Source organism: Ruania suaedae (assembly GCF_021049265.1).
GTDB classification, from domain to species: Bacteria; Actinomycetota; Actinomycetes; order Actinomycetales; family Beutenbergiaceae; genus Ruania; species Ruania suaedae.
The window spans coordinates 1,183,348-1,209,078 of sequence record NZ_CP088018.1; the positions used below are offsets into that span (position 1 = coordinate 1,183,348).

At 69.8% G+C, this 25,731-nt stretch carries 27 protein-coding genes and 3 tRNA genes; 17 read left to right on the forward strand and 13 right to left on the reverse strand.

Translation table 11 applies throughout. The features are described 5' to 3' along the window. Window positions 1-58: 58 nt before the first annotated feature. On the forward strand, window positions 59-1,534 hold the full coding sequence (locus LQF12_RS05355; RefSeq protein ID WP_231054952.1) for a mannitol dehydrogenase family protein: 1,476 nt from the start codon (window positions 59-61) through the stop codon (window positions 1,532-1,534). A gap of 14 nt (window positions 1,535-1,548) precedes the next feature. Here LQF12_RS05355 and LQF12_RS05360 read toward each other — a convergent pair whose 3' ends face one another. After that, a complete protein-coding gene (locus LQF12_RS05360; protein ID WP_231054953.1) occupies window positions 1,549-2,487 on the reverse strand; it encodes a sugar-binding transcriptional regulator in 939 nt (312 codons plus the stop codon). Window positions 2,488-2,631: 144 nt separating this feature from the next. Between LQF12_RS05360 and LQF12_RS05365 the strand changes: the two genes are divergently transcribed. The 3 genes from LQF12_RS05365 to LQF12_RS05375 are packed head-to-tail and all read left to right on the forward strand — an operon-like array spanning window position 2,632 to window position 5,871. Then, on the forward strand, window positions 2,632-4,041 hold the full coding sequence (locus LQF12_RS05365; protein ID WP_231054954.1) for an ABC transporter substrate-binding protein: 1,410 nt from the start codon (window positions 2,632-2,634) through the stop codon (window positions 4,039-4,041). A 1-nt stretch (window position 4,042) separates the two neighbouring features. Beyond that, window positions 4,043-4,990, forward strand: a complete 948-nt coding sequence (locus LQF12_RS05370) for a carbohydrate ABC transporter permease (RefSeq protein ID WP_231054955.1) — start codon at window positions 4,043-4,045, stop codon at window positions 4,988-4,990. A 2-nt stretch (window positions 4,991-4,992) separates the two neighbouring features. Further along, window positions 4,993-5,871: a carbohydrate ABC transporter permease gene (locus LQF12_RS05375; RefSeq protein WP_231055525.1), complete on the forward strand. Its 879-nt coding sequence runs from the start codon at window positions 4,993-4,995 to the stop codon at window positions 5,869-5,871. 46 nt (window positions 5,872-5,917) lie between these two features. Here the strand turns inward: LQF12_RS05375 and LQF12_RS05380 are convergent, their stop codons facing one another. From LQF12_RS05380 to LQF12_RS05390, 3 genes are all read right to left on the reverse strand, one after another. Further along, a complete protein-coding gene (locus LQF12_RS05380) occupies window positions 5,918-6,244 on the reverse strand; it encodes a DUF3054 domain-containing protein (RefSeq protein WP_231054956.1) in 327 nt (108 codons plus the stop codon). A gap of 35 nt (window positions 6,245-6,279) precedes the next feature. Next, the gene (locus LQF12_RS05385) at window positions 6,280-6,819 is read right to left on the reverse strand and encodes an NUDIX hydrolase family protein (RefSeq protein WP_231054957.1); all 540 of its coding nucleotides are present in this window, start codon (window positions 6,817-6,819) and stop codon (window positions 6,280-6,282) included. Window positions 6,820-7,057: 238 nt separating this feature from the next. Then, window positions 7,058-7,142, reverse strand: a tRNA-Leu gene (locus LQF12_RS05390). 75 nt (window positions 7,143-7,217) lie between these two features. Between LQF12_RS05390 and LQF12_RS05395 the strand changes: the two genes are divergently transcribed. From LQF12_RS05395 to LQF12_RS05420, 6 genes are all read left to right on the forward strand, one after another. Continuing rightward, window positions 7,218-7,919, forward strand: a complete 702-nt coding sequence (locus LQF12_RS05395) for an HAD family hydrolase (protein WP_231054958.1) — start codon at window positions 7,218-7,220, stop codon at window positions 7,917-7,919. A 185-nt stretch (window positions 7,920-8,104) separates the two neighbouring features. Continuing rightward, a complete protein-coding gene (gene phnD, locus LQF12_RS05400) occupies window positions 8,105-9,127 on the forward strand; it encodes a phosphate/phosphite/phosphonate ABC transporter substrate-binding protein (protein WP_231054959.1) in 1,023 nt (340 codons plus the stop codon). Window positions 9,128-9,199: 72 nt separating this feature from the next. Next, window positions 9,200-9,982 (forward strand): phosphonate ABC transporter ATP-binding protein, encoded by a 783-nt coding sequence (phnC, locus tag LQF12_RS05405; RefSeq protein WP_231054960.1) that lies wholly within the window; start codon window positions 9,200-9,202, stop codon window positions 9,980-9,982. Continuing rightward, a complete protein-coding gene (gene phnE, locus LQF12_RS05410; RefSeq protein ID WP_231054961.1) occupies window positions 9,979-10,800 on the forward strand; it encodes a phosphonate ABC transporter, permease protein PhnE in 822 nt (273 codons plus the stop codon). The genes phnC and phnE (LQF12_RS05410) overlap by 4 nt, the downstream gene beginning before the upstream one ends. Continuing rightward, window positions 10,797-11,684, forward strand: a complete 888-nt coding sequence (gene phnE / locus LQF12_RS05415; RefSeq protein ID WP_290370735.1) for a phosphonate ABC transporter, permease protein PhnE — start codon at window positions 10,797-10,799, stop codon at window positions 11,682-11,684. Before phnE (LQF12_RS05410) ends, phnE (LQF12_RS05415) begins: the two co-directional genes overlap by 4 nt. After that, on the forward strand, window positions 11,684-12,553 hold the full coding sequence (locus tag LQF12_RS05420; protein ID WP_231054963.1) for a MurR/RpiR family transcriptional regulator: 870 nt from the start codon (window positions 11,684-11,686) through the stop codon (window positions 12,551-12,553). The genes phnE (LQF12_RS05415) and LQF12_RS05420 overlap by 1 nt, the downstream gene beginning before the upstream one ends. A 30-nt stretch (window positions 12,554-12,583) precedes the next feature. On the opposite strand, the gene LQF12_RS05425 is transcribed toward LQF12_RS05420, so the two are convergent. Continuing rightward, window positions 12,584-13,060, reverse strand: a complete 477-nt coding sequence (locus LQF12_RS05425; protein ID WP_231054964.1) for a peroxiredoxin — start codon at window positions 13,058-13,060, stop codon at window positions 12,584-12,586. Between the two features lie 109 nt (window positions 13,061-13,169). Between LQF12_RS05425 and LQF12_RS05430 the strand changes: the two genes are divergently transcribed. Further along, window positions 13,170-13,242: transfer RNA gene (locus tag LQF12_RS05430), tRNA-Lys, on the forward strand. On the opposite strand, the gene LQF12_RS05435 is transcribed toward LQF12_RS05430, so the two are convergent. Beyond that, window positions 13,204-14,370: a diacylglycerol/lipid kinase family protein gene (locus LQF12_RS05435; RefSeq protein WP_354004706.1), complete on the reverse strand. Its 1,167-nt coding sequence runs from the start codon at window positions 14,368-14,370 to the stop codon at window positions 13,204-13,206. The two genes, LQF12_RS05430 and LQF12_RS05435, sit on opposite strands and share 39 nt — an antisense overlap. 202 nt (window positions 14,371-14,572) lie before the next feature. Here LQF12_RS05435 and LQF12_RS05440 point away from each other — a divergent pair, with 202 nt between their 5' ends. Together LQF12_RS05440 and LQF12_RS05445 are read left to right on the forward strand one after the other, a co-directional pair. Beyond that, window positions 14,573-15,622 carry an aldo/keto reductase gene (locus LQF12_RS05440; protein WP_231054965.1) on the forward strand — a complete coding sequence of 350 codons (1,050 nt, stop codon included), beginning with the start codon at window positions 14,573-14,575 and terminating at the stop codon, window positions 15,620-15,622. 42 nt (window positions 15,623-15,664) lie between these two features. Further along, window positions 15,665-16,603 carry an ATP-grasp domain-containing protein gene (locus LQF12_RS05445; RefSeq protein ID WP_231054966.1) on the forward strand — a complete coding sequence of 313 codons (939 nt, stop codon included), beginning with the start codon at window positions 15,665-15,667 and terminating at the stop codon, window positions 16,601-16,603. 61 nt (window positions 16,604-16,664) lie between these two features. Here the strand turns inward: LQF12_RS05445 and LQF12_RS05450 are convergent, their stop codons facing one another. Next, window positions 16,665-17,906, reverse strand: a complete 1,242-nt coding sequence (locus LQF12_RS05450; protein WP_231054967.1) for a Glu/Leu/Phe/Val dehydrogenase dimerization domain-containing protein — start codon at window positions 17,904-17,906, stop codon at window positions 16,665-16,667. 117 nt (window positions 17,907-18,023) lie between these two features. Here LQF12_RS05450 and LQF12_RS05455 point away from each other — a divergent pair, with 117 nt between their 5' ends. Next, window positions 18,024-19,004, forward strand: a complete 981-nt coding sequence (locus LQF12_RS05455; protein WP_231054968.1) for a LysR family transcriptional regulator — start codon at window positions 18,024-18,026, stop codon at window positions 19,002-19,004. Between the two features lie 57 nt (window positions 19,005-19,061). Here LQF12_RS05455 and LQF12_RS05460 read toward each other — a convergent pair. The 5 genes from LQF12_RS05460 to LQF12_RS05480 form a co-directional block, all read right to left on the reverse strand. Continuing rightward, window positions 19,062-19,137: transfer RNA gene (locus LQF12_RS05460), tRNA-His, on the reverse strand. Between the two features lie 117 nt (window positions 19,138-19,254). Then, window positions 19,255-19,905 (reverse strand): oligoribonuclease, encoded by a 651-nt coding sequence (orn, locus tag LQF12_RS05465; protein ID WP_290370736.1) that lies wholly within the window; start codon window positions 19,903-19,905, stop codon window positions 19,255-19,257. 132 nt (window positions 19,906-20,037) lie between these two features. After that, window positions 20,038-20,283, reverse strand: coding sequence for a hypothetical protein (locus LQF12_RS05470; RefSeq protein ID WP_231054969.1), 246 nt, complete (start codon window positions 20,281-20,283; stop codon window positions 20,038-20,040). A gap of 124 nt (window positions 20,284-20,407) precedes the next feature. Further along, entirely contained in the window at window positions 20,408-21,070 is a 663-nt protein-coding gene (locus tag LQF12_RS05475) for a response regulator (RefSeq protein ID WP_231054970.1), read from the reverse strand. After that, entirely contained in the window at window positions 21,067-22,221 is a 1,155-nt protein-coding gene (locus LQF12_RS05480) for a sensor histidine kinase (RefSeq protein WP_231054971.1), read from the reverse strand. The genes LQF12_RS05475 and LQF12_RS05480 overlap by 4 nt, the downstream gene beginning before the upstream one ends. Window positions 22,222-22,429: 208 nt before the next feature. Between LQF12_RS05480 and LQF12_RS05485 the strand changes: the two genes are divergently transcribed. From LQF12_RS05485 to LQF12_RS05495, 3 genes are read left to right on the forward strand one after another with little or no spacing between them, the layout of a single operon-like run. Continuing rightward, on the forward strand, window positions 22,430-23,362 hold the full coding sequence (locus LQF12_RS05485; protein ID WP_231054972.1) for an ABC transporter ATP-binding protein: 933 nt from the start codon (window positions 22,430-22,432) through the stop codon (window positions 23,360-23,362). Between the two features lie 14 nt (window positions 23,363-23,376). Continuing rightward, window positions 23,377-24,150: an ABC transporter permease gene (locus tag LQF12_RS05490; RefSeq protein ID WP_231054973.1), complete on the forward strand. Its 774-nt coding sequence runs from the start codon at window positions 23,377-23,379 to the stop codon at window positions 24,148-24,150. Next, window positions 24,147-24,749 (forward strand): DUF998 domain-containing protein, encoded by a 603-nt coding sequence (locus LQF12_RS05495; protein ID WP_231054974.1) that lies wholly within the window; start codon window positions 24,147-24,149, stop codon window positions 24,747-24,749. Before LQF12_RS05490 ends, LQF12_RS05495 begins: the two co-directional genes overlap by 4 nt. Before the next feature lie 15 nt (window positions 24,750-24,764). Here LQF12_RS05495 and LQF12_RS05500 read toward each other — a convergent pair whose 3' ends face one another. Further along, window positions 24,765-25,730, reverse strand: a complete 966-nt coding sequence (locus LQF12_RS05500) for a squalene cyclase (RefSeq protein WP_231054975.1) — start codon at window positions 25,728-25,730, stop codon at window positions 24,765-24,767. Between the last annotated feature and the right edge of the window lies 1 nt (window position 25,731).

Here is a 25,731-nt window from a genome sequence, read left to right on the forward strand (position 1 = left end):
TTTCGACGCGTTGCTCATCTGATATTCTCGGCGGGACGTCCGACGCGAGGAGCCGATGATGACCGCTCTCACAGACGAGAACCTGCACGGCCTGAACGGTGACGTCCAGGTGCCCGGCTACGACCGCTCGGGACTCCGGGTCGGCATCGTGCACGTGGGTGTGGGGGGATTCCATCGCGCCCACCAGGCGATGTACCTCGACCGGCTGATGGCCGAGGGCACGGCGCACGACTGGGCGATCTGCGGCCTGGGCCTGCTCCCCGGCGACGTCCGGATGCGCGATGCCCTCCTCGCCCAGGACGGCCTCTACACCCTCGTCGTCAAGCATGCCGACGGCCACGCCGAGGCGCGTGTGATCGGATCGATCGCCGACTACGTCTACGCCCCGGATGACCCCGAGCGTGCCCTGGCCCGCCTGACGGATCCGGCGGTGCGCATCGTCTCGCTCACCGTCACCGAGGGCGGGTACAACGTGCACCCGGTCACCGGCGAGTTCGACCTGACCGATGCGTCCGTGCAGGCCGATCTCGCACCCGGGGCGACGCCGTCGACCTCGTTCGGGTACGTCGTCGAGGCGCTCCGGCGCCGGCGCGAGGCGGGCACAGCGCCGTTCACGGTGATGAGCTGTGACAACATCCAGGGCAACGGCGAGGTTGCCCACCGGATGTTCTCGGCGTTCGCGCGCGCCAAGGATCCCGGGCTTGCCGACTGGATCGAGCGGGAGGTGCCCTTCCCGAGCTCGATGGTGGACCGGATCACGCCCGTGACCACCGACGCCGATCGCGCCTTCGTCGCCGAGCGGCTCGGGATCGACGACGCCTGGCCGGTGGTCACCGAGCCCTTCACCCAGTGGGTGCTCGAGGACAGGTTCGCCGCCGGACGCCCGCCGTACGAGGACGCCGGGGTGCAGGTGGTCGAGGACGTGGAGCCGTATGAGCTGATGAAGTTGCGGCTGCTCAACGCCAGCCATCAGGCGCTCGCCTATGTCGGGTACCTCGCGGGCTACCGGCTCGTGCACGAGGTCTGCCAGGACGATCTGTTCGCCCGGTTCCTGCGGGCCTACATGCACGCGGAGGGTGCGCCCACCCTGCGGCCGGTCCCGGGAGTGGATCTCGAGGACTATCAGGCCACCCTGATCGAGCGGTTCTCCAACCCGGGCGTGAAGGACACCGTGGCCCGGCTGTGCGCGGAGTCCTCCGACCGGATCCCGACCTGGTTGGTCCCGGTGATCCGCGAGAACCTGGCCGGCGGCGGACAGGTCCGTCTCTCGGCCGCCGTCGTGGCGAGCTGGGCTCGCTACGCCGAGGGGACCGATGAGCAGGGGGAGCCGATCGAGATCGTGGACCGTCTCGCCGACCGCGTCCACGCCGCCGCGCTGCGCCAGTCCGAGGACGCCCTCGCGTTCCTGCGCGATCGCGACCTGTTCGGAGATCTGATCGACCACCCGCGCTTCGTCGAGGACTACCGCTGGGCGCTGGACTCCTTCCACGCCCGCGGGGCGCGAGCCACCGTCGAGGCGCTGCTGGGGGACTGAGCCCGCGTCGTGGATCAGCTCGGCTGCTGCTCCGCCAGGGCTCGGGCGCACTCGGTGTCCAGCACGAGCGTGGAGGCGATGTTGCCCAGGGCGGCCCCGCGCACGGCCGGCGCCGCACCGGAGCCGAAACCGCACGCGATCACCTCGGGGGTGCGACGTAACTGGTCCAGGCTGACCGCGACGACCCGCTCGTCGAGCGTGGTGTGCACATCACGACCCTGGGCGTCGAAGAGGCGACCGGAGCACTCCCCGACGGCGCCGCTTGCCTCGGCCTCGGCCCGGTCCTGCGGGGCGATGTTGGGATAGACGGTGGAGGCCTGGCGCGACCAGCCACCGATCGCGACCACGGCGAGGTCGAGGGTGTCGGCCTTGGCGAGCGCCTCGGCGATCTGGGGTTGCTCGCGCAGCCCGGCGGCCGTGGCCGCATCCCGGACCACCAGCGGCGCCCAGATCGGCCACGTCCGGACCCCGCGCAGTGTCTTCAGCCGCTGGATCATCTCCATCGAGTCGCCACTGCCGGCCACCGGCATCGCTCCGACGAGCTGGACCACATCGCACGGCTCGAGGTGATCGAGATGGAGGCTGGCGCGTTCGATCGTGCGCGACCACGACATGCCGATCGTCATCCCCTCGCGCACCCGGTCGCGAATCGTCTCGGCGACGGTCCGCGCGAGGAGGTCGCGCCGCTGGGAGGAGTCGGTATGAGTCGCGCTGATGAGGACGCGGACCCCGAGCTCTGCCGCGATCTGGGCGCCGAGCTCGGCCTCCGACTCCTCCGGAAGCGCGATGGTCACCCGCACGATCCCGCGTTCGCGGGCGGTGGTGAGCAGCCGGGCCACCTGGAACCGGGAGAGGCCGTGCTCCCTGGCGATCTCGACCTTCGACTTGCCCTCGAGGTGGAAGTCGATGCTGACGTCGCGCATGAGCGACAGCTCGTCCGGGTCCACGGCCACGCTCCGAATCACAGATGATGCGTCATTGCTTGCTCATCTGAGTGTAACGGACTACGGTGACAATATCAGATGAGCAGAAGGCAATGCTCACATGAGCGATGGGATGGGTTCCATCGCCACCACACCGACGTGAGGACGACGACGATGTCACCAGAGCACCCATCGCGGCCCGGACCGGGACCGTGGACGGATCCACCGCGCCGCGGGGCGCGGCCCAGGCTGGCGGCTGCCGTAGCGACTGCCGCCCTCGCCCTGCCCGGTTGCGCCGGAGCCGGCGCCGTCGGCGGGGCCGACGGGCAGGAGCAGATCGTCGTCGCGATCGTCTCCAACCCGCAGATGCAGGACGCGATCTCCCTGCAGGAGGAGTTCCGGGCCGAGCACCCCGACATCGACGTGCGCTTCGTCAGCCTGCCCGAGAACGAGGCACGTGCGAAGATCACCGCCTCGGTGGCCACCGGCGGCGGCGAGTTCGACGTCGTCATGATCTCCAACTACGAGACTCCGATGTGGGCGGCGAACGGCTGGATCGAGAACCTCCAGCCCTACGCGGAGTCCACCGAGGGCTACGCGCCCGAGGACTTCGTGCCCAGCGTCGCCGAGGCGCTCTCCTACGAGGGCGACCTGTACTCGGTTCCCTTCTACGGCGAATCCTCCTTCCTCGCCTACCGCGAGGACGTCTTCGCCGAGCAGGGTCTGACGATGCCCGAGCGCCCCACCTGGGAGCAGGTGCGCGACCTCGCCTCCCGGGTGCACGACCCCGAGGCGGGCTTCTCCGGCATCTGCCTGCGCGGGCTCGCCGGCTGGGGCGAGGTGATGGCACCGCTGACCACCGTCATCAACACCTACGGGGGCAGCTGGTTCGACGAGGACTGGAACGCCCGGCTCGACTCGCCCGCCGTCCACGACGCCGTCAGCGACTACGTGGGTCTGGTCAGCGACTACGGACAGCCCGGTGCGGCCACCTCGGGCTTCGGTGACTGCCTGACCCGGTTCTCCCAGGGAAATGCCGCCATGTGGTACGACGCCACCTCCATGGTCTCGAGCGTGGAGGACCCCTCGTCCTCGACGGTCGCGGGTGATGTCGGCTACGTCCCGGCCCCGGTCCAGGAGACCGAGTCGGCGGGCTGGCTGTACTCGTGGTCGCTGGCGATCCCCACCACGAGCGAGCACACCGACGCCGCGTGGGAGTTCGTCTCCTGGATGACGAGCCCGGATTACATCCAGCTGGTCGGGGACGAGCTCGGCTGGGAGCGGGTGCCACCCGGTAGCCGGCTGTCGACCTACGAGATCCCCGAGTACGCCGAGATCGCCGAGGCCTACTCCGAGCCGACCCTGACCTCGATGGGGCTGGCAAGTCCGGAGAACAGCTTCGCCGAGCCCGTGCCCTATCCGGGGATCCAGTTCGTCGGGATCCCCGAGTTCCAGGATCTGGGGACCCGCGTGGGTCAGCAGATCTCCGCCGCGATCGCCGGTCAGATCTCCATCGCCCAGGCGCTCGAGCAGTCCCAGCGCTACGCCACCACGGTGGCCGACTCCTACCAAGAGGAGAACTGAGATGGCCACCCTGGTCGAGAAGCATCACCGGCGAGAGGCCGATCGCCGCGATGAGGTCAAGACACCGGCCCAGCTGCAACGTGCCGAGGCGTGGCGCCGGCGGGCCCCGCTGCTCCCGGCGCTGACCTTCACCATCATCGTCACCCAGGTGCCCTTCCTGGTGACGATCTGGTACTCGCTGCGCTCCTGGAACCTGCTCCGCCCCGGCGCGGACAGGTTCGTCGGCCTGAGCAACTATGTCGACCTGTTCGCCGACTCCACCTTCCGGCAGGCAGCGCTGAACAGTGTGATCTTCACCCTGGGATGCGTGGCGGTGGCGATGCTGCTGGGAATCGGTCTGGCGCTGCTGCTGGACCGCAAGTTCGTCGGCCAGGGCCTGGCCCGCACGCTGCTGATCACCCCCTTCCTCATCATGCCGGTGGCCGGGGCGATGATCTGGAGCGTCTCGATGCTCAACCCCACCTACGGGATGGTGAACTGGCTGATCGGGCTGGTCGGGATCAACCCGGTGGACTGGACCTCCACCTACCCGGTGCTGAGCATCCTGATCGCGCTGGTCTGGCAGTGGACCCCGTTCATGATGCTGCTGGTGCTCGCGGGTCTGCAGGCCCAGCCCAAGGACGTGCTCGAGGCGGCGCAGATGGACGGCGCCGGCTGGGGCAAGACGTTCGTCTCGATCACGCTGCCTCAGCTGCGGCGCTACATCGAGCTCGGCGTGCTGCTCGGCGCGATCTACGTGGTCAACACCTTCGACCAGATCTACCTGATGACCGCCGGCGGGCCGGGCACCGCCAGCGCGAACCTGCCGTTCTACATCTACCAGCGGGCGTTCCTCGGCTTCGACATCGGTCAGGCCGCCGCGATGGGTGTGGTGGTGGTGATCGCCACGATCATCGTGGCCACCTTCGCCCTGCGCCTGATCTTCCGCAGCTTCGAGCAGAAGGACTGATGATGACCACGACGACGTCCCTCGAGGCCCGTACCTCCGCACCGTCCCGTTCGCCGCGCCCCGACCGCGGGTCGGGTGTGGGTGGCGGCCTGCTGACCGCCCTCACCTGGGTGATCGCCATCGCCTTCTTCTTCCCCGTCGCCTGGATGGCCCTGACGGCGTTCAAGCAGGAGAGTGAGGCCGCCTCCAACCCGCCCACGTGGTTCTTCACCCCCACGCTGGATCAGTTCCGGTCGGTGATCGAGAGCGGAGCCGGGGTGTACTTCGCCAACTCGCTGATCGCCACCGGCGTCTCGACCCTGTTGGTGATCGCCCTGGCGGTGCCGGCCTCCTACGCGCTGGCGATCCGGCCGGTGAAGAAGACCCAGGACGTGCTGTTCTTCTTCATGTCCACCAAGATGCTGCCGGTGGTGGCGGTGATCGTGCCGATCTACGTGATCGCCGGACGGCTGCACGTGCTGGACACGATCTGGACGCTGGTGGTGCTGTACACGGCGATGAACCTGCCGATCGCGGTGTGGATGATGCGTTCGTTCTTCCAGGAGATCCCGGGGGAGGTGCTCGAGGCCGCCTCCATGGACGGTGCCGGGCTGATGCGCACGCTGCGGACGGTGCTCATCCCGATGGTGGCGCCGGGTCTGGCGGCGACGGCCCTCATCTGCGTGATCTTCGCATGGAACGAGTTCTTCTTCGCACTCAATCTCACCGCGGCCCGGGCGGCGACCGTGCCGATCTTCATCACCTCCACGATGACGAGCGAGGGGCTGTTCCTAGCCCGGCTCTCGGCTGCCAGCCTGCTGGCGTCCCTGCCGGTGCTGATCGCGGGCTGGGTCGCGCAGAAGCAGCTGGTGCGCGGGCTCTCGATGGGGGCGATCAAGTAGCGGCGTGCCGTGAACGCCGGTGGCGCACGAGGCTCACCACCGTCCGTCATCCCAGCAGGAGCACACCGAGGGTCACCAGGGCCACCAGCGGGAAGGCGCCCGAGAGCCCGCCGCCGGTGAGCCCGCGCAGCGCCAGCCCACCGGCCGCCGTCACGAGCCACACGACGACGCCGGTGGGCCACGGCCGCACCGGCCGGCGCCAGGCCTGCGCAAGGACCCACCCCACGATCAGCGCGGCCAGGAACGGCCATGCCGTGCCCAGTGCGCCGGTGATCACGGCGGCGTCGTGATGCGTGCCGCGTCCGGCGATCGCGAACACCAGGACCGCGACGACATCCGCCCCGGCCGACCAGGCCGGGCTAGGCACACCCATCGGGGCGGGCTGCGCCGTCGGGGGAGTGCTGGTGCTCAGACCAGCCGTCCGACGCTCGCCAGCGCGGTGCGGACCAGGGCGCCGTGGCCGTCGACCATGTCCGCCTGCACCATCGGGGAGACGGCTTCCTCCGGCGTGAACCAGCCGATGTCGAGGGCGTCCTGCTGAGGGCTGCAGTCCCCGTCCACCGGGACGATGTAGGCCAGGGCGACGGCGTGCTGGCGCGGGTCGTGGTACGGGGTGATCCCCGGAGTCGGGAAGTACTCCGCCACCGTGAACGGGGTGAGCGTGACCGGCAGCCGGGGCAGGGCCATCGGGCCGAGGTCCTTGTCCAGGTGCCGGGCGAGGGCATCGCGGATCAGCTCGTGGTGCATCACCCGGCCCGAGACCAGCGCACGGGAGATCCCACCGTCTCGCGGGGTGCGTAGCAGCAGCCCGATCTGCTGGATGACGCCGTCCGGGTCCACCCGGACCGGCACCACGTCCACGTACAGGATCGGCAGCCGACGACGCACGGCTGCCAGTTCGTCCGGCTCGAACCAGCCGTCGCCGGTCTCGATCGCAGTCTCGCTCATCCCTGTGTTCTACCCCGTGGCGCGTCTCGTTGGCGAACTCCGTGTCCCTCCCACGCTCTCACGGTCACTCTCCCAATGCCTGACCGGCACGACACGCATGCGTGAGCCGCGGCAATATGACGCCGCAGACTGACGCAGCCGTGTCGATCCGGTCACGGTGGGCGCGGATCCGCCGTGCGCGAGGCGGGGCCGTCGCTGCGCTCCTCCTCGTCCCGACTCGAGCACAACTCCTGCGTCGTGGTGCGCGAGGCGGGACTCGAACCCGCACGCCCGAAGGCACAGGAACCTAAATCCTGCGCGGCTGCCAGTTACGCCACTCGCGCTTGCGCGCCCTAGCCTAGGGCCGGCGTCGCCGTGCTGCTGCACCGGGGCGGCGCCCGCCCTCTACCCTGGGTGCCGTGACGCTCGTCCCCAGGCCCCGCGCCGTCCTCGTGCTCGACTTCGACGGGACCCTCTGCGTCGGTGACGACCCGGTCCTCTTCTACGCCGAGGAGATCCAGCGCCGCCATGCGGCGGCCGGTGACCTCCTCGACCAGACGCGCCAGTTCTTCGCCGGCACCAGGGCTGTCCCCGACGCTCCCGACGGCTACCACGCCGTGGCCGCACTGGCCTCGCAGGCCGGAGTCCCCCGAGAGGGGCTGGCGGAGGCCTATCTCGCCTCCCGGAGTCGACTTGAGGACGGAGAGGGTGAGACCAGGCCGCCCGACGGCGTGGCGGAGCTTCTCACGCAGGTGCGTGGGCTGGGCGCCCAGGTGGTCCTGGTCACCAATGCCCCGGCCGTCGGTGCCCAGAGCTGGATCGAACGCGAGGGACTCACCCCGCTGATCGACCGGCTCTGGCCGGACGCCGGAAAGCCCGCCCGGATGCCGGAGATCCTCGAGACGCTCGGCGCGCAAGTCCCCGATGCCGCGCGGCTGGCCAGCGTCGGCGACGTATGGATCAACGACGTCGCACCGGCGATGGCCCGCGGATCGGCGGGCTTCTTCATCGACCGCTTCTCCCGCCACGACGCGCCCTGCACGGCCGCGGCGCCGACATTCGAGGAACTGGCACCGGCGATCCTCGCCTGGGCGCGCGAGCAGCACGATCTCCCGGCCTAGCGACCTGATCGAGCAAAGCCTCGACCGTTCAGTGAGTGTTTACCGGACTGCAACCTCCGATCCCTGGTGCGTTCGTCCGTGCCTCAGTAGCGTGCAACTCGTGTTCACCGTTCTCGCCGGCGGCGCAATGTCGTTGCGGGGGCGACCGATGGTGCCGAGGGGTACCCGACTGACGAGGGTGAAAGATGAAGCGTGCGATGCGATTCGCGGCGATCGGCGCCGCGGCCGCGCTGGCTCTGACGGCGTGTGCGAGCGAGGAGCCGGCCGACGAGGAGACCGCGGCCGAGGAGACCGGCGAGGACACCGGTGAGGAGGCGGCCGCCGACCCCGAGGAGCTCGTGCTCGGGCTGGTGCCTTCCCAGGACATGGACACGCTGGTCGAGGACGCCGATGAGCTCGGCGCCCTGATCGAGGCCGAGCTCGGCATCCCGGTCACCACCACGGTGACCGACAGCTACGCCGGCCTGGTCACCGCGATGCAGACCGGTCAGGCGCAGATCGGCATGTTCGGTCCGATCGCACTGGTCCAGGCCGCCGACCAGGCGGGAGCGGAGATCGTGCTGCAGTCGGTGCGCTACGGCACCTCGACCTATCACACGCAGTGGTTCACCAATGATCCGGACACCTACTGCCTGGACGAGGTGGTCGAGGTCGAGCAGGAGGACGGCTCGATCTACACCTTCTGCAACGGCACCGACGAGGCAGAGACCGGCCCGGCCGGCGAGGATGCCCTCGAACTGATCGAACAGGACACCCAGATCTCCATGGTCGACGAGTCCTCGGCCTCGGGGTACTACTACCCCGCTACCCAGCTCGAGCGTGTGGCCGGCCTGGACCCGCTGGCGCTCAACACGCTCTTCGCCGGCGGCCACCCGAACTCGATCATCAATGTCGCCAGCGGTGACTACCCGGTCGGGGTCAGCTTCGACGACGCCCGCGACAACGTGGTGGAGGAGAACCCTCAGATCGGTGAAGAGGTGACGGTCTTCGCCTTCTCGGACGAGATCCCCAATGATGGCGTGGCCGTCTCCGGCGACCTCTCCGAGGACCTGCAGCAGCGCATCGCCGACGCGATGGTCGCGGTCATCGAGACCGAGGAGGGCGCCACGGCGTTCGACGAGGTGTACTCGATCGAGGGCCTGGTCCCGGCCGACCTCGAGGCGCTCGACGCCGCCCGCGAGGTCGAGTCGAACTTCGCCGGCCTGTGATCAACCGCTAGTCATCGACGCGGGTGGGGTGCCGGTGCGCCCCGCCCGCGTCCGCGCGTGAGAAGGAAGCCGATGATCGAGTTCCGCGACGTGTCCGTCACCTACCCCAACGGCACGACGGCGCTGGACGGCGTCGACCTCACCATCCCGGACGGGCAGTTCGTGGTGGTCGTCGGCCTCTCCGGGGCCGGCAAGTCGACGCTGGTGCGCACCATCAACGGGATCGTCCCGACCACGGGGGGCGAGCTGCTGGTGGACGGCGCCCGGGTGGCGGCGGCCAACCGGCGCCAGCTGCGGCGGCTGCGCTCGCAGGTGGGGATGATCTTCCAGTCCTTCAACCTCGTGAGCCGCACCTCGGTGATGAACAACGTCCTCACCGGGCGACTGCACTCCACCGGGTTCGTGCGCTCGATGCTCGGCTGGTTCTCCGCCGCGGACAAGGAGATCGCCTTCGATGCGCTGGAGCGGGTGGGGATCCTCGAGAAGGCGTACGTGCGCGCCTCCCAGCTCTCGGGCGGTCAGCAGCAGCGGGTGGCGATCGCCCGCGGGCTGGCCCAGCAGCCTCGCATCATGCTCGCCGACGAGCCGGTCGCCTCGCTGGACCCGCCGACCGCGGACGCGGTCATGCGCGACCTGCAGCGCATCAACCGTGAGCTCGGCATCACCACCGTGGTCAACCTGCACTTCCTCGATCTCGCCCGTCGCTACGGCGACCGCATCATCGGGATGCGCGATGGCCAGGTGGTCTTCGACGGCAGCGGCGCCGAGGCCGACGACGCCGTCTTCGAGTCGATCTACGGCCGGTCGCTGACCGCCGAGGACGTGGTCGACAAGCAGGCAGGTCCGGTGACGTGAGCTCGCCCGCCGCTGCCCCGCCTACTCGGCCCCAGGCCGACCGGCCCAGTAAGCCGCCGCCCCCGATTGGGGTGCTCGTCGCGATCGTCGTCTTCGCCGGTATCACCGTCTACTCGGCGGTCGGCATCGAGTTCACGCTCCGCCCGCTGTGGGAGGACGTCAACCGGGGCCGGGAGATCGTCGCCCGGTATTTCGACCCGAACTGGGCGATCCTGACGCGGCCGGCCGTGCGCGAGGGATTCCTCGAGACGCTCTACATCGCGATCATCGCCACCCTGGTGGGGTGCATCCTGGCGCTGGCGTGCGCGATGCTGGCCTCGAAGGTCTCGGCGCCGAACACCGCGGTCTACCGCTTCGTCAAACTCGCGCTCTCGGTCCTGCGTTCCCTGCCGGACCTGGCCTGGGGTCTGCTCTTCGTGGCTTTCGTCGTGGACGGGCCGCTGGCCGGGGTGCTCGCGTTGATCATGTTCAACATCGGCATCGTCGCCAAGCTCACCTCGGAGAGCATCGATGCGGTTGATCGGGGCCCGATCGAGGCCGTGGAGGCCGCCGGCGCGAGCCGGTTCCAGCGCGGCCGTTTCGCGGTGCTGCCGCAGGTGGCCCCGAACTACCTGTCGTACTGCTTCTACGTCTTCGAGATCAACATCCGCGCCTCGGCCGTGCTGGGCATCGTCGGGGCCGGTGGTCTCGGCGTGGTGATCAACATCCTGGTCTCGCGCCTGCAGCACGAGGACCTCGCCGCCGTGGTGTACGCACTCGTCATTGTGGTCTTCATCCTCGACCAGGCCTCACGCGCCGTGCGGCGGAGGCTGACATGACAAGCCCACAGCGACCCGGGACCGGCACGCGTACCCGGCCGCGCCCGCCGTCCAGGACCAGGAGCACCGTCTGGCTCGTGGTGAGCGCCGCCATCGTGCTGTTCGCGATCTGGCAGGTCGATGCCCGATGGGAGCGGTTCGGGAACATCGTCACCGAGGCGCCCCGGTTCATCGCGCTGATGGGCCAGGGGGTCATCGAGAACCCGTTCACGATGCCGTGGAGCGAGTACTGGTCCAAGAGCCTGGCGCTGATGATCGAGTCGCTGCAGATGGCCTGGATCGGCACCCTCATCGGTGCCGTGCTGTCCTTCCCGGTCTCATTCCTCGCCGCGAGCAACACCGCGCCACGCGTGGTGGTCATCGTCACCCGGCAGGTGCTCAACATCATCCGCGCCGTTCCTGAGATCGTCCTGGCACTGGTCTTCATGATCCCGGTGTTCGGACTGGGACCGCTGGCCGGGGCGATGGCCCTCGGCGTGGGTTCGGTGGGCACGCTGGGCAAGTTGTCCAGTGAGGCGATCGAGGGCATCGACCGCGGACCGCTGGAGGCGCTGGACGCCGCCGGCGCCTCCCGGCTGCAGCAGCTGCGCTGGGCGGTCGTGCCCCAGGTGCTGCCCGAGATCGTCGCCTTCTGGCTCTACCGCTTCGAGATCAACATCCGTGCCGGCGCGATCCTGGGCATCGTCGGCGCCGGCGGGATCGGGTCCATCCTCGATCAGCTCTTCAGCGGTCGCGAATGGGGCCGCATCGGGATCACGCTCGTGGTGATCATCGTGGTGACCGTGATCGTGGACCAGATCTCGGCCCGGGTGCGCCAGCGCATCATCGCCGGCCCCGGCGCGCCGAAGGCCGCCAGGATGGTTCGCGAGCAGGTCGCGGTGTAGTGAACGGCAACCCTGAACCGGGAAGCGTCCCGGCGCTGATCCGCGCCGGCATCGAGGCCCTGCACCCGAGCGAGCAGCGCGTCGCCCAGGTCTTCATCGACCGGCCCGAGTGGACGATCGAGGCCTCGGCCCAGGAGGTGGCCGACGCGGCCGGCACGTCGCGGGCCACGGTGGTTCGCACTGCTCAGCACCTGGGATTCTCGGGCTACCCGCAGCTGCGGGTGCTGCTCGCCCGTGACGTCGGCCTGAGCGCCCGCACGGTCGAGGAGCGCGAGCCGAGGGACGCCGTCGGGGTGGTGCGCGCGGTGGTGCGGGATGTGGCGAGGGCGGCCGAGGACCTCGCCATGCTGGTGGACGGAGACGACGTCCAGCTCGGTGTCGAACTGCTGCTCGCCGCGCCCACGGTACTGGTGATCGGCAACGGGCTCTCGGCCCCGGTCGCGATGGAGGCGGCGATGCGCCTCAACGCCATCGGCCGCAGCGCCGAGGCGCCGATGGACCATCTCGCCCAGGGCGTCCGCGCCCGGCTGCTCCGGCCTCAGGACGTGTGCATCGTGGTGAGCGGGACGGGGAGCACCAGGCCTACGGTGCAGGCCGCGCGAGCCGCCCGGGAGGCCGGTGCCGGGGTGATCGCCTTCACCGCTTTCACGGGATCGCCGCTGACCGAGCTCGCGAGCGTCAGCTTCGTCTCCGGCTTGGGCGCCTCCTCCTTCCGGGATGAGATCACCCGGACGACGCGACTGAGCCAGACGATCATGGTCAATGCGCTGATCCGGGCGCTCATCCAGGCCGACCCGGAGAGCGCCCGGCTGGCTCAGGCGCGGATGCTGGACGTGATCGGTGAGGTCTTCCTGCAGGATCCGCTGTGAGGTCTGGCGCCCAGCCGCGAGCGCTGTGGCTCAGCCGAGACCGAGATCGCGGCGCAACTTGGCCACGTGCCCCTTGGCGCGCACGTTGTACTGCGCCTCGGTGACAGTACCGTCGGTACCGACGACGACGGTCGAGCGGATGACGCCGACGGAGGTGCGCCCGTAGTTCGTCTTCTCGCCCCAGGCTCCGTAGGCCTCCAGGGTGCCGTGCTCGGTGTCGCTGACCAGCGGGAACGTGAGGGACTCGTTCTCGGCGAACGCCTGGAGCTTGTGTACAGGGTCGGGGGAGACGCCCACGACGGCGTAGCCCGCCGCCCCGAGCGAGGCGAGCGAGTCGCGGAAGTCGCAGGCCTGGGTGGTGCAGCCCGGGGTGCTCGCCGCGGGATAGAAGTACACGATCACGCCCTTGTCGGCTCCCTCGCGCGCCTGCGCGAGGGAGAAGGATCCGCCGTCGGCGGCGGGCAGGGTGAAGTCGGGCGCGGTCTGACCCGGCTCGAGACGCGGCATGGATAACCTCCGTGGTTGGGTGCGGCACCAGCGTACGTGGCGTGCCTCACGTCGGGTGTTCCTGGTTCGCTCCGGCGCCAGAGCCCCTGCTAGTATCGATGTCGCGCACGCACCTCTAGCTCAATTGGCAGAGCAAGTGACTCTTAATCACTGGGTTCCGGGTTCGAGTCCCGGGGGGTGTACATCCGATCCCCGTCCGGCAGTAGCCGGGCGGGGATCTTTCCTGCTCCGTTCCCGGTGAGCCAGGGGCCCCGGACGAGCAGCGCGTGAGGCCGGATCGTGATCGTGACGGCGGTGACGAACCCGAAGCTGTCTCCGTCGAGTTCGACCTTCTGGGGGTCGTCGAAGCGAGCGGTGAGACGTCGATCCTGGACGTATTGCAGTGCTCGCAGGTCGGGTGCAGAGCGGAGCACGACCCGGCCGCCTTCCGTACGGTGGAGAACCCCGCCGACGCCAAGCCGGGCAGCCACCCGCAGCCATTGCCACCAGCCCCTGGGTCGCAGCAGCACGACGTCGAGCAACCCGTCGTCGGCTCGGGCATCCGGGAGGAGAAGGATTCCTGCGGTGAGAGTGCCGCAGTTGCCGACGATGACCGTGTGCGCACGAACCGTGCGCTCCTTGGCGTGGCCCACCTCATAGTGCATCTCGAACTGCTTGTTGCCGAGCACCGAACGGCTGATCGGCTCGGTGTAGGCGAGCCAGCCGATTCGCTTTTTCAGGGCCCTGCTGGTGTCGCTGGCCATCCGCGCGTCCAGTCCGACGCCGGTCATGACGAGGAACACGTGGGTCTGCGTCCGGCCGTCGCGGTGCGTGAGTTCGGTGACGCCGAGGTCAATCGCGCGGGTCGACCCGGTGAAGGCGGTGTGCACGGCGGTCTCGATGTCGGCCATCAATCCGAGATTGCGAGCCAGCAGGTTGCCGGTACCGGCCGGGACAACTGCCAGGGGTACCCGCGTAGGGTGCACCACCTCGGCCACGGCGCGAACCGTCCCGTCACCTCCCGCGACGATGATGACGGTCGGATCGTTGGCAAGGGCCGCGCGTGCCACGCTCTGTCCGGGATCATCGGGAGAGGTCTCGAACCATACCGACGGCCGCCATCGCCGTGCCTGCTCCTCGGCGGAGACGGCGGCACGCAGCCGCTGCCCGTCGACCTTGGTCGGATTCACGATCACGACGGCACGTCGTTCAACGCCCTCATCGCGGCCCAGACGTTGTCCCCGCACGTGCACCACCCCGCCGTCCTTCCCTGCATCCGCGGCGCCGCCACGTCCAGGCCCCTTGTCGCGCGCCGTCGTGGAGCTCATCATCCCATTTGCTCGCCGCGGCGAGCCCACTCACTACTCGTGATCGCGGCTGGCGGGACGGAGCAGATATTGCTGTTGGACTTGTTGCGGATGGTCGTCCTATCGTCGTCGTGACCGGTGGCTCCCCGGCGCACACGTCGGAGCCTGCCGATGCGCGACGATCGTGTGCGCACTCACCGCCGAGCATCCTGAGGAGATCCTCCACATGACTGTCACCGGAACCACCCCCTACCGAAACCTCGGCCGGAGCGGCGCCGTCGTGTTCGAGCAGGCGCTCGGGACGATGACGTTCGGCAAGGAAGCAGATGAGGAGACCTCCCACGCCCTCATCGATGCCTATCGCGCAGCCGGGGGTAACTTCCTTGACACGGCGGACGTCTACAGCAGCGGAACAAGCGAAGAGATCGTCGGACGCTGGCTCGCGGCGAACCCGAGCGAAGCGCAGCAGATGGTGATCGCCACCAAGGCGCGCTTCCCGATGGGAACCGGCCCCAACGACCTCGGCACGTCCCGTCGGCACCTGCGCACCGCACTGGACGATTCGCTGCGACGCCTCGGCGTCGAGCACATCGATCTGTACCAGATGCACGCCTGGGACGCCCTGACCCCGATCGAGGAGACACTGCGATTCCTCGACGACGCCGTATCGGCGGGCAAGATCGGCTACTACGGCTTCTCCAACTTCACCGGCTGGCAACTCACCAAGGCCGTGCACGTCGCCGACCGACACGGCTGGGCGCTGCCCGCGACCCTGCAGCCGCAATACAGCCTGCTGGTGCGCGGCATCGAGCACGAGATCGTCCCCGCCTCGCTCGACGCCGGAATCGGCCTTCTGCCCTGGTCGCCGCTGGGTGGTGGCTGGCTCACGGGGAAGTACGAGCGCGACGTTGCGCCCACCGGCGCCACCCGCCTCGGTGAGAACCCGGAGCGGGGCATGGAGGCCTGGCAGAAGCGCAACGACAACGAGCGCACGTGGCGGGTCCTGGACGCTGTGACTGACATCGCCGCCACGCACGAGGCAAGTGCCTCCCAGGTCTCGCTGGCCTGGCTCGGTGCACAGCCGGGCGTGACCTCAGTGATCCTTGGGGCGAGGTCGCTGGACCAGCTGCGCGACAACCTGGGTGCCGTGGAGCTGACGTTGAGCACGGACGAGCTCGAGCGGCTTACCGCGGCCAGCGAGCCGGAGACCGACGACTACCCCTACGGCGGCCCCGGCCGGGCGCAGCGGCACCGCAAGATCGACGGGGGTCGCTGAACAGGTCCACGAGCGCGAGGCGAGGTTTAGTACGGTGAGGCCGTGACCACTCCTCGTCTCGCGCTCGTCACCTGCGCCGACCTGCCCGATCTGCACCCCGAGGACGCGCCGCTGATCGGGGCACTCGCGGAGCGGGAGATCAACGCCGAGGCCGTCATCTGGGACGACCCCGCGGTGGACTGGTCGGTCTACGACCTGGTGGTGCTGCGCTCGGTCTGGGACTACACCTCCCAGCGCAAGAAGTTCCTGGAGTGGGCCGCCTCGGTGCCACGGCTGGTGAACCCGCCGAACGTGATGCGCTGGAACATCGACAAGCACTACCTGCAGGCACTGGCCGACCACGGGCTGGCGACCGTCCAGACCACCTGGCTGGAGCCGCAGCACGGCTATGACAAGCGCGGACTGCACAATCGCTTCCCGGCGCGGGAGGACTTCGTGCTCAAGCCCGCTATCGCCGCCGGGTCGGAGGGCGCGGGGCGCTACACCGCCACTGACGCCAACTCCCGGCGATACGCGATCGAGCACGCCAAGCGCCTCATCGATGCCGGGCACAGCGTGATGGTGCAGCGGTACATGCCGGAGGTGGACTCGCACGGGGAGATCGCGCTGGTCTTCTTCCACGGCACGTTCTCCCACGCCATGCGCAAGGAGGCGATGCTGACCGGGATCGACGATCCGAACGCCTTCCAGGTGGAGGAGATGGAGGCCTACAAGGCCACCCACGAGGAGATCGAGGCCGCGCAGAAGGCGCTCGCCTTCGCCCGGCAGCGGATCCCCGGCCGCAACATCTCCAGCCGTCCGCTGCCGTACGCCCGGGTGGACCTGGTGCCCTCGGGTCGCACCCCGGTGGTGATGGAGCTCGAACTCATCGACCCGGCCCTGCACTGCTCGCTCGGCCGGGACGCCATGACGCGCTTCGCGGACTCCCTCGCGGCCGAGATCCGGATGGGTCCGGACTCGAACAACATCGACCTGGCCTGACGGCGCGCCCAGCGCGGTTCGGCCCGGCCCTCGAGCGGGAGCCGGGCCGTGACCGCCTGTGTCAGGGAATGATCGCCTCGGCCATGTTGTCCATCGCAGCCCGGTTGGCGGCGGCGATGCTCCACGCCGTCTCCCGCGGGGAGACGCCCGTGCGCATGGACTCCTCGAGCAGACGGGCGACCTTGCTGCGCATCTCGGTGTAGAGGCGGTCGAAGGAGTCCGCCGGGTCGGTGCCGACCCAGCCGAACAGCAGCCACCACGCCCAGGCCGCCGCACCGGTGTTGGCGACGATGTCAGGCACCACCATTACGCCGCGGCGGGCCAGCATCGCCTCGGCCTCGCGGGTGACCCCGGTGTTGGCCGCCTCGACGATGACCGCGGCAGCGACGTCCTCGACGTTGGCCGGGGTGATCGCGTAGGAGATGGCGGCCGGGACGAGGATGTCGGCCTCGACGGCCAGCACCGCCTCACGCGGCAGCAGCGTGACGGTGCCCGGCACGCGGGTGCGGTCGATGGTGCCGTACTCGTCGCGCAGGTCCAGCAGTGCCGGCACGTCCAGGCCGTTGGGGTCGTACAGCGTGCCCAGGGCGTCGGCCATGGCCACGACGTGGACCCCGGCCTCGTGCAGATAGAAGGCGGCGGCGCCGCCCATCGTGCCCACACCCTGGATGGCGACCTCGGGCATCATCCAGGCCCGGGTCTCGAAGACTCCCAGGCAGGCCTGGGCGACACCGTAGCCGCCGATCACGTCGCCGAGCGCGCACTCGTCCTCGGTCAGGGTCTCGAGGCCCTCCCGCACCCGTGCGAGCGTGGCGCCCGGGTCCTGCGAGCGCTGGATGGCCGCGTGGAAGGACTGTCCGAGCCCGACGGCGGCGAAGGCGTCGTCGATGCGCTGCTGCGTCACGCCTAGGTCCTCGGCGGTGACCCAGTGGGCGTCGAGCCACGGCTTCATGTGGGCGAAGAACCGCTCGAGCACCCCGGTGGCGCGGGGGTCCTGTGGGTCGAAGTCGATCCCGCCCTTCGCGCCGCCGACCGGCAGCCCGAACACGGCCGTCTTGGCGGCCATCCCGCGGGCCAGGTCCTCCACCTCGGTGAGTGTGCAGCCGGACCGCATCCGGGTCCCCCCGGTGGCGAGTCCGGAGACGAGCGTCTGGATCACGAGGTAACCGTGGGCACCGGTGACCGGGTCGGTCCAGTGGACCCGACGGTACGGCTCGGCCAGGGACTCCAGGCTTGTCGTCGACGTGCCGGCGCGGCCGTCGTCGGCGGGTGAGTTCTGCCACCGCGTGTCGAGAGTCGTCATCACGATCACCTCCTGCTGGGTTTCCACGAGTGCTGTTGTCAGGTGCGCCCCGTGGGTGCACCTCACCTGATGTCCCCAGCGTGCGGCCGCGGGACCGCGGGCGTCCAGCAACGGTTCATGCACGGAAACGTGCAGTTCTTCTTAAGGGTGGTCCCGGCGCGTACCCTGACCGTCATGGAGCTCTCCCTGCGCCGGTTGCGGATGCTGCGTGAGCTGCATCGTCGTGGCACGGTCACCGGCGCGGCGGCGAGCCTGCACTACAGCCCGTCGGCCGTCTCCCAGCAGCTGGCCCAGCTCGAGCGGGAGGTCGGCGCGACGCTGTTCGAGCGGATGGGCAGGCGGATCCGGCTCACCGAGCTGGGGGTGTTGCTGACCGAGCACGCGGAGGACATCCTCGGCTCCGTCGAGCGGGCCGAGATGGCGCTGGAGCACGCTCAGGGCGGTGTCGTCTCCCGGCTCGAGGTCGGCGTGTGGGCGTCCGTGGCCTCGGGCCTGCTCCCGACGGCACTGGCGCGACTCGCCCAGGAACATCCAGGTATCGAGGTGCGCACCACCGAGCTGGCACCTGAGGACACCGCCGGTGCGGTGCTGGACGGGTCGCTGGACCTGTCGTTCGTGATCGACTACTCGGACTACGCGATGCCGTGGGACCCTGCGCTGGCCAGGGAGGTGATCGCCGTGGAGCGTCTGCACGCGGCGGTGCCGACAGGCACGGTGACCGAGACCAGCATCTCGCTCGCAGCACTGTCGGAGATGTCCTGGGTGCTGGCCGGGCCCCGATCGCACTTCGGCCGGGCCGTGCGCATCGGCTGCCGTCGCCATGGGTTCGAGCCGCGGATCGCGCACGAGGTGGAGGAGCAGTCCACGGCACTGGCGATGGTGGCCGGGGGCCTGGGCGTCACGTTGGTCTCCGACCTCGTGCTGAACACGGTGCCCGACGGCGTCGACATCATCGCCCTGACCGAGCCGGTGCTGCGCACGGTCTCGCTCGCCCATCGTGCGACGACGCCCACCCGCAGAACGCTGGAACTCGTGATCGACGCCGTGCGCACGGCCGCGGCCGAGCGGGGGCTGGCGGCGAGTTCGACGCCCCCGTGAGTGGCCGCCCGACGACGAACGCACCCTGCCGGCATGACCAGCAGGGTGCGTTCTCGATGGGGTGGCTAACGGGGCTTGAACCCGCGACCCCCGCGACCACAACGCGGTGCTCTACCAACTGAGCTATAGCCACCAGGTGCATCCGCACGCGGCTGCGATGAACCAGTGTAGCGAACGAACGAGGTGCCTTCGCACCACCGGTGCTGTGGCTCAGGGCACATCCGCCCAGTTCACAGCCCGACGGCGGACACTACTCCGACGCTGCCGGGAGCGTGGGGGAGGAGGCGATCAGCGCCGCCGCACGCTGGGCGCTCTTGGAGTCCGGCAGCCGTGAGTCGTCGGGGAAGAGCACGCTGCGGTAGTACCGCAGTTCGTCGATGCTCTCGGCGATGTCGGCCAGGGCGCGGTGGCCGCCCTCCTTCTTCGGGGAGTTGAAGTAGGCGCGCGGGTACCAGCGCCGCGCGAGCTCCTTGATGGAGGAGACGTCGATGATGCGGTAGTGCAGGTGGGCGGTCAGGTCGGGCATGTCCCGGTCGAGGAAGGACTTGTCGGTACCCACCGAGTTCCCGGCGAGCGGAGCCTTGCGGGGTTCGGGGACGAACTGTTTGACGTAGTCGAGCACCTGGGCCTGGGCGTCGGCGAGTGCGATGCCGTGGTCGAGCTCGTCCAGCAGGCCGGAGGTGGTGTGCATCGTGCGCACGACCTCGCCCATCTGCTCGACGGCGCCCGGCGGGGGAGCGATCACCAGGTCCAGCCCGGCATCGAGGGTGTGCAGCTCGGAGTCGGTCACGAGCACGGCGATCTCGATCAGCGCATCGTGGTGCAGGTCGAGGCCGGTCATCTCGCAGTCGATCCAGACGATGGGATCGCCGCGGCCAGGGGTCTTGGGCGTAGAACTCACGCCCACACTGTATCGAGCGCGACCGACCTCCCAGCCGTGGCCCGCGTGGGCGGCTGCCGCTGCGGGCCACGGCCGGCAGATCGCGATGCACCGGCGCCGGCCGCCACCACCCAACGGCCAGCGCCTGCGCCGTCAGCTGGCTCGGATGTAGGCGGCGGTGTCCTTCAGGTGGGTGGCGCTCCGGGCAGCATCGGTGCCCTGGGCGGTGACAGTGCCCTGGAAAGCCGAAAGGCGGCCGGTGGACCGGCCGCCTCGAGTGAGTCGCGCGAGAATCCGCCGGATCCTCAGCTCCCGCAGGATGTTCCTGCGGTGGGTGAGCTCGGCGAGTCGCTGCTGGTGCTCGAGGCGGTGTATCTCGTAGATGACGATCGGGTGCATGGGTGGATCCTGCCTTCGTGGTGGTGTGGGTGCGCCCGGCCGGGCACGGTCACCACCTTGGCAGCGCACGCATCGCGGGTCACGGTATTTATCGAGGCGCCCTCCCGCACGACTGCGGCGGCACTCATGCGGAGGGCGCGGTGAGCAGACCGAGATGCAGTGCGCGCAGGACCGCACGGGTGCGGTCCTTGACTCCCAGCTTGGCCAGCAGGGTGGAGATGTGGTTCTTCACCGTGCCCTCGGCGAGGAACAGCGCCTCGGCGATCTCCCGGTTGGTGAAGCCGCTGGCCAGCAGGCGCAGGATCTCCGTCTCCCGAGGACTGAGCGGCTCGGGGGTGGGCAGGTGGACGAAGTCGTCGGGTTCGGGGCGCCGGCCGATCCCTCGCATCAGCCGGTTGGTGAGCGCCGGCTGGACGAGGGTCTCCCCGGCGGCCAGGGTGCGGATCGCGCCGACCAGTTCCTCCAGGGCGACGTCCTTGAGCAGGTAGCCCCGCGCACCGGCGCGCAGGGCACGCAACACGAGCTCGTCGTCGTCGAAGGTGGTGAGCACGAGCACCGGAACCTCGCTGCCGCGTTCCCGCAGCGCCTCGAGGGTGGCGATCCCGTCCCGGCCGGGCATCCGCAGGTCGAGGAGCAGGACGTCGGGGGAGACCTCCACGACCCGCTCGAGCGCCTCGTCGCCGTCGGAGGCGTGCCCCACGACGGCGACCTCCTCGCTGAGCTCCAGCAGGCTCTGCAGGCCTTGGCGCATGAGGGTCTGGTCGTCGGCGATCACGACCCGGATCATGCGGGGACCTCCTGCCGTGCCGGTAGCTCGACCTGGATGCGGAAGCCCGAGCTGCCGTCGATGTCCACCCGGCCGCCCACCGCCTCGGCCCGCTCGCGCAGTCCACGCAGGCCGTTGCCGGGCACGACGTGCACCGCCCCCACTCCGTCGTCATGGGCGCCGAGGAGCAGCGCGTCATCGTCGGTGGTGAGACTGATCCACAGGTTCTCCGCGTGCGAGTGGCGGATCGTGTTGGTGGCGATCTCCTGGACGGCGCGGACCACGGTGGCGGCATGGCGCTCCTGGGCCTGGAGTCCGGCCTCGATCTCCAGGTGCACACGGGGGTGCGGGATCTCCTCGGTGACTCGCGCCAGGGCACCGGGGAGGTCGAAGCTGCGCTCCCGCTGGCTCCCGACGACGGAGCGGACGTCGGCGAGCAGGTCCTTGGCCAGGCCGCGGGCACGGAGCACGTGCTCACGGGCAGGGCCGTCGGCGCGGTGGGAGGCCACCTCGAGCTCGACCGAGAGCACGGTGAGCTGGTGGCCGAGGACGTCGTGCAGCTCGCGGGAGATCCGCAGCCGCTCCTGTGCCTGGCTCGACTCGGCGAGGAGTGCGCTGGTGCTGCGCAGCTCCACGTGCGCGACGCTGAGCTGTCGTAGCGCATGCTCGACCCGCTGCTGGCTCCACACCATGGTGGCGGTGGCCACCTGCAACAGCCCGTACAGGAAGGTCATGATCAGGATCTCGGCCGGTGCGTTGGCGTTCTCGACCAGCGGGCCGAGTCCCGCACCTGCCGCGGCCACGACCGCCGAGTTCCAGAGCACGACGACGGCGAGCCAGCGAATCTCCACGTGCAGTGCGGCGATGCCTACCGTGAGCACCAGCAGGATGTAGCCCAGACCACCGCGACTGGGTGAGAGCAGCACGATGACGTTGCTGAGCAGGACCGGGGTGGCCATCAGCAGCAGCCGACCCTGCAGTGTGGCCGGCGCGCTGCGGGCGGTGGCCAGTACCAGCGCGGCGAGATAGCCGAGGAAGACCACCAGCCACGGGGCGAGGTAGGCCCACCCGCCGACGGTGAGCACGGAGGCGCCCTCCACGGCCCCGATGAGCACGCACAGGACGAGCATGCTGACGCCGGCCCAAATCTGGACCCGGGTGGTGCGCTCCATGGCCCCACCCTACGGAGACCGGTGGGCGTGCGGGCAGGTGCCACAAGTCATGGGGCAAACCGGTGACGTCCGGCAGATGTGGTGGCTCGGCCGGATTCCTAGCGTGGTGGTGCAACGGTTGGAGGGATCGGTGCCCGCCGCCGAGGCAGCGGCCATGTCAGGCGTGGCCGCTCGCCGAGGCGAGCGGACCGACAGTGAAGGAGACACCATGCCGGTCGTCGAGATCGAAGGCCTGGTCAAGACCTATGGCGGGCGGAACGTCGTCGACGGACTGGACCTGACCGTCGAGTCCGGGGAGATCCTCGGGATCCTGGGCCGGAACGGCGCGGGGAAGACGACGACGGTGGAGTGCGCGATCGGGCTGCGCAGGCCCGACGGCGGATGCGTGCGGGTGCTCGGCGTCGATCCCCGCAGGGAACGCGCCCGCGTGCAGCAGGTGGTCGGGGTGCAGCTGCAGAGGGGATACCCGCACGCGAGCCTGACCGTCCTCGAACAGGTCCGGCTCTACCGCTCCTTCCACCACGACGGGCTCGACCCGGCCGGTCTCGTGGAGCGGCTCGGGCTGGGCGAGGTGCGCGATACCCGCACGGAGCACCTCTCCGGCGGACAGTTCCAGCGGTTGAACATCGCCCTGGCGCTCGTCGGCCGGCCGCGGATCGCCGTGCTCGACGAACTGACGACCGGGCTGGACGCCGCCGCCCGCCGCGAGATGTGGCACCTCGTCGAGGAGATGCGCGCGGAGGGCATCACCATCATCCTCGTCTCCCACGTCATGGAGGAGGCGGAGCGGTTGAGCGACCGGATCGCCGTCATCGACGCCGGGAAGATCGTCGCGCTCGACAGCCCGGCCGGCCTCATCGCCCGCGTGCCGGGGGCCGACGGCGTGAGTTTTCGCGCCCACGCCCCGCTGGCCCCCTCACTGCTCGCCGCCCTGCCGGGGGTGGCAGACGTGGCGGTCGATGATGGCAAAGTACTCGTGACCGGACAGGGGGAGCTCGTCAAGGAGGTCACCGCCGCCCTCATGCGCCACGACATCCCCGCCACCGACTTCCGGACCCGGACCGCCACGCTCGATGACGCGATCCTCCAGCTCACCGGCCAGGAGCTCGGTGAGCCCGTGGTCGAGCCCGAGCCCCGTTGAGAGGGAAGACAGACATGACGACGACGTTGCCGCCCGCCCGCCGCCTCCCGGCCGCGGCATGGGGCCAGATGTTCCTGACAGAGGCGCGGATGATCGGCCGGGACACCTCCGGTTTGATCATCCCGATCGGTTTCCCGGTGCTGCTCATGATCGTGAACGGTGTGTCGCAGGGCGGCAACCAGACTCTGCCGGACGGCTCGACGGTCATGAACTCGATCATCATGCCGCTGACCATCTCGATGGTCGTGGCGCTGGTGGGCGTGGTGAACATGCCCTCGTTCCTGGCGATGTACCGCAAGTACGGCGTGCTCCGCCGGCTCGCGGTCACCCCGGCGAGGCCCGCGACGATCCTCATCGCACAGATGCTGGTGAGTCTGGCGCAGGTCCTGCTCGGGGTCGGCCTGATGATGGCGATCGGTGTGATGTTCTTCGGGGTCACGCTGCCCGCGAGCCTGGGCTGGGCGCTGCTCGTGGGCGCCCTGCTGCTCGCGGCGATGTACGGCATCGGGACGCTCATCGCGGCCGTGGCCCCCACCGTCAACGCCGGCCTGGCGATGGGCCTGGTGACGTTCTTCCTGATGCTGGCACTCGGCGGCGGCTTCGGCCCGATGGCGAACCTGCCCGAGGTGCTGCGAACGATCGGGGAGTCCCTGCCCTACGGGGCCGGCAACGAGGCGCTGGGTGCCGCATGGGTCGGTGAGCAGCCCGAGGCCGGCCACCTGGCGGCACTCGGTGCCTGGGCTCTGGTCACCGGCGGGCTTGCCGCCCGACTGTTCCGCTGGTCATGACGACGGCGGTGCTGGCCGCCGGGATCGCCGGCGCGAGTCTGTTCGTGGTGGTCTTCCTCCTCGACGGGCTGACGCGCCCGGGCTATCACCCCGTGCGTCAGCCCGTCAGCGCGCTGGCCCTGGGCCCACGGGGGTGGGTGCAGACGGTCAACTTCATCGGCTGCGGAACACTGATCGCGCTGTCGGCGATCGGACTGCAGCAGACGGTGGGGAGCCTGTGGCTGACCGCGGCGGTGGGGGTACTCGGACTGGGGCTGGTCGCCTCCGGAGTGTTCCCGATGGATCCGATGCGGGGGTACCCGCCCGGTACGCCGGACACGACCCCCTCGCACTACAGCCTGCGCCATCGTCTTCATGACTGGGCCGGCGTGCCGGTGTTCGCGGCCGTGCCCGCAGCAGCCATCGCGGCGGCATTGGCCCTCGACGAGCTCGCCATGGTCCTCTACTCGGCTCTCACCGCACTGGTGACGGCGGTGGTGTTCGTGTGGTTCGGGCAGGCGTGGGAGGCCGATCACCCGCGCACCGGACTCATCCAGAGAGTGCTGATCATTGCGGGCTGGAGCTGGCTCGCGGTGCTCTGCTGGAGCGCGCTGGCGTGAACCGGGCCGGCCAGCTCACCGGCCGGCGCCGTCCCACCACTGCAGGACCCGGCGGGCGTGGAAGGTGAGCCATTTCGACGGCTCACCGGGCGGTACGTCGACGTGGAACCACACGCGGCCGGGATGCCGGTGTGCCTGGATCCAGGTGCCGTCGTGCTGCTCCTGGGCCCGGATCACGGCGATGGCATCCCGCAGCCGCTCGTCCGGCGCACCGCCGTCGGTGAGGGCGGCAGTGCGGAAGTAGTCGGCCGCATTCAGCACGCTGCATACCCAGCGCATCGGATAGGAGAAGACGGTCGACCACTCTCCGACCTGCTCGCCGGTGCTGAGCCGGCGGAAGAGTCCGCGCTCGAGCAGGTACTCCTCGCCAGCACGGCGCGCCGCGCGAGTCTGCGGCGAGCCACCGGTCGCCATCTCCCATGCCAGCAGACCCTTGAGGGCGTTGAGGGTGGAATGGAAGGACGAGCGCGTCGATCCCTCCACCCACTCGCAGTTCCAGCCGCCGTCGGCCAGCCGGTGGGTGACGAACCAGTCCGCGATCCCGGCGACATCGGCGCCGAGCCACACGCCGTTGGCGAGCGTGAACCCGTTGATGCAGGCGTCGACCTCGCCGGACCAGAACGGCAGGTCGTCGTACTCCCACCGGGCGTGGCGATCGAGCAGCTCCGCGGTCCCTTCCAGAGTCTGCGCCGGGACGCCCCACTCGCGTAGAGCGTTCAGACTCCACGTCGTCGCGGTCCAGGGTTGCCCCGACCGTGCGAACTCCTCCTTGGAGAAGTCGCCGGGGAAGTGCGCGCCGCCGGCCCAGGTGCCCTCCGGGTCCTGCAGTGCGAGCAGCCGGGCGCCGAATCCCTCGGTCTGCACGCGCGCCCGCGTGGCTCGCCATACGTGCTCGGGCTCGTGCACCAGATCCCGCTCGACCTGCCAGCGTAGGGCGGGATCGGAGTCGAGCAGCCACGCGTGCAACGCTGTGGTCGCCACG

Excerpts from the sequence above, each read along its gene's own strand:
- LQF12_RS05355 (WP_231054952.1), top strand. The coding sequence starts at position 59 with ATGACCGCTCTCACAGACGAGAACCTGCACGGCCTGAACGGTGACGTC.
- LQF12_RS05365 (WP_231054954.1), top strand. The coding sequence starts at position 2,632 with ATGTCACCAGAGCACCCATCGCGGCCCGGACCGGGACCGTGGACGGAT.
- LQF12_RS05370 (WP_231054955.1), top strand. The coding sequence starts at position 4,043 with ATGGCCACCCTGGTCGAGAAGCATCACCGGCGAGAGGCCGATCGCCGC.
- LQF12_RS05375 (WP_231055525.1), top strand. The coding sequence starts at position 4,993 with ATGACCACGACGACGTCCCTCGAGGCCCGTACCTCCGCACCGTCCCGT.
- LQF12_RS05380 (WP_231054956.1), bottom strand. The coding sequence starts at position 6,244 with ATGGGTGTGCCTAGCCCGGCCTGGTCGGCCGGGGCGGATGTCGTCGCG.
- LQF12_RS05385 (WP_231054957.1), bottom strand. The coding sequence starts at position 6,819 with ATGAGCGAGACTGCGATCGAGACCGGCGACGGCTGGTTCGAGCCGGAC.
- phnD (WP_231054959.1), top strand. The coding sequence starts at position 8,105 with ATGAAGCGTGCGATGCGATTCGCGGCGATCGGCGCCGCGGCCGCGCTG.
- phnC (WP_231054960.1), top strand. The coding sequence starts at position 9,200 with ATGATCGAGTTCCGCGACGTGTCCGTCACCTACCCCAACGGCACGACG.
- phnE (WP_290370735.1), top strand. The coding sequence starts at position 10,797 with ATGACAAGCCCACAGCGACCCGGGACCGGCACGCGTACCCGGCCGCGC.
- LQF12_RS05425 (WP_231054964.1), bottom strand. The coding sequence starts at position 13,060 with ATGCCGCGTCTCGAGCCGGGTCAGACCGCGCCCGACTTCACCCTGCCC.
- LQF12_RS05435 (WP_354004706.1), bottom strand. The coding sequence starts at position 14,370 with ATGATGAGCTCCACGACGGCGCGCGACAAGGGGCCTGGACGTGGCGGC.
- LQF12_RS05440 (WP_231054965.1), top strand. The coding sequence starts at position 14,573 with ATGACTGTCACCGGAACCACCCCCTACCGAAACCTCGGCCGGAGCGGC.
- LQF12_RS05450 (WP_231054967.1), bottom strand. The coding sequence starts at position 17,906 with ATGACGACTCTCGACACGCGGTGGCAGAACTCACCCGCCGACGACGGC.
- LQF12_RS05455 (WP_231054968.1), top strand. The coding sequence starts at position 18,024 with ATGCACGGAAACGTGCAGTTCTTCTTAAGGGTGGTCCCGGCGCGTACC.
- LQF12_RS05470 (WP_231054969.1), bottom strand. The coding sequence starts at position 20,283 with ATGCACCCGATCGTCATCTACGAGATACACCGCCTCGAGCACCAGCAG.
- LQF12_RS05475 (WP_231054970.1), bottom strand. The coding sequence starts at position 21,070 with ATGATCCGGGTCGTGATCGCCGACGACCAGACCCTCATGCGCCAAGGC.
- LQF12_RS05480 (WP_231054971.1), bottom strand. The coding sequence starts at position 22,221 with ATGGAGCGCACCACCCGGGTCCAGATTTGGGCCGGCGTCAGCATGCTC.
- LQF12_RS05485 (WP_231054972.1), top strand. The coding sequence starts at position 22,430 with ATGCCGGTCGTCGAGATCGAAGGCCTGGTCAAGACCTATGGCGGGCGG.
- LQF12_RS05490 (WP_231054973.1), top strand. The coding sequence starts at position 23,377 with ATGACGACGACGTTGCCGCCCGCCCGCCGCCTCCCGGCCGCGGCATGG.
- LQF12_RS05495 (WP_231054974.1), top strand. The coding sequence starts at position 24,147 with ATGACGACGGCGGTGCTGGCCGCCGGGATCGCCGGCGCGAGTCTGTTC.